1 protein-coding gene is annotated in these 617 nt (G+C 66.3%); it reads right to left on the bottom strand.

From position 1 onward, the window contains the following. On the bottom strand, positions 1-617 hold a 617-nt coding region (locus tag AB4Z38_RS25755; protein WP_441432342.1), incomplete at both ends, for a transketolase-like TK C-terminal-containing protein.

Raw genomic sequence — 617 nt, 5'->3', positions numbered from 1 at the left:
TCTTCGCCGGGGTTCAGGAAGGCGTGTTCTTCGGCGGCGAGTCCGTCGCGTCGGAGTTCGTTCCAGGAGGTCACGGACCAGACGTCGGCGGAGACTCCCCAGTCCTGGGCGAGGACTTTCTGGGCTTCCAGGGCCCAGGGGACCGAGACTCCGGAGGCCAGGAGCTGGGCCCGGGGACCGTCGGTTTTCGCCGGTGCCAGCAGGTAGATGCCCTTCAAAACACCGTTGACATCGAGGTTCTCCGGTTCCGCGGGCTGGCTGATCGGTTCGTTGTAGACCGTGAGGTAGTACATGAGGTTCCGGTCGGCGGAGTGTTCCCCGTACATGCGTTCGAGTCCGTCGCGGATGATGTGGCCGATTTCGTAGCCGTAGGCGGGGTCGTAGGTGAGCACGGCGGGGTTGGTGGAGGCCAGGATGGGGGAGTGTCCGTCGGCGTGCTGGAGTCCTTCGCCGGTGAGGGTGGTCCGTCCTGCGGTGGCGCCGATGATGAAGCCGCGGGTCATTTGGTCCGCGGCGGCCCAGAAGGCGTCGCCGGTGCGTTGGAAGCCGAACATGGAGTAGAACACGTAGATCGGCACGAGGGGTTCGCCGTGGGTGGCGTAGGCGGTGCCGGCGGC

The sequence above is a fragment of the Arthrobacter sp. 2RAF6 genome (assembly GCF_052115205.1).
Classification (GTDB): Bacteria; Actinomycetota; Actinomycetes; order Actinomycetales; family Micrococcaceae; genus Arthrobacter.
Note: the sequence above shows the minus strand (reverse complement) of the source record. Positions and strands in the feature narration are given on the sequence as shown.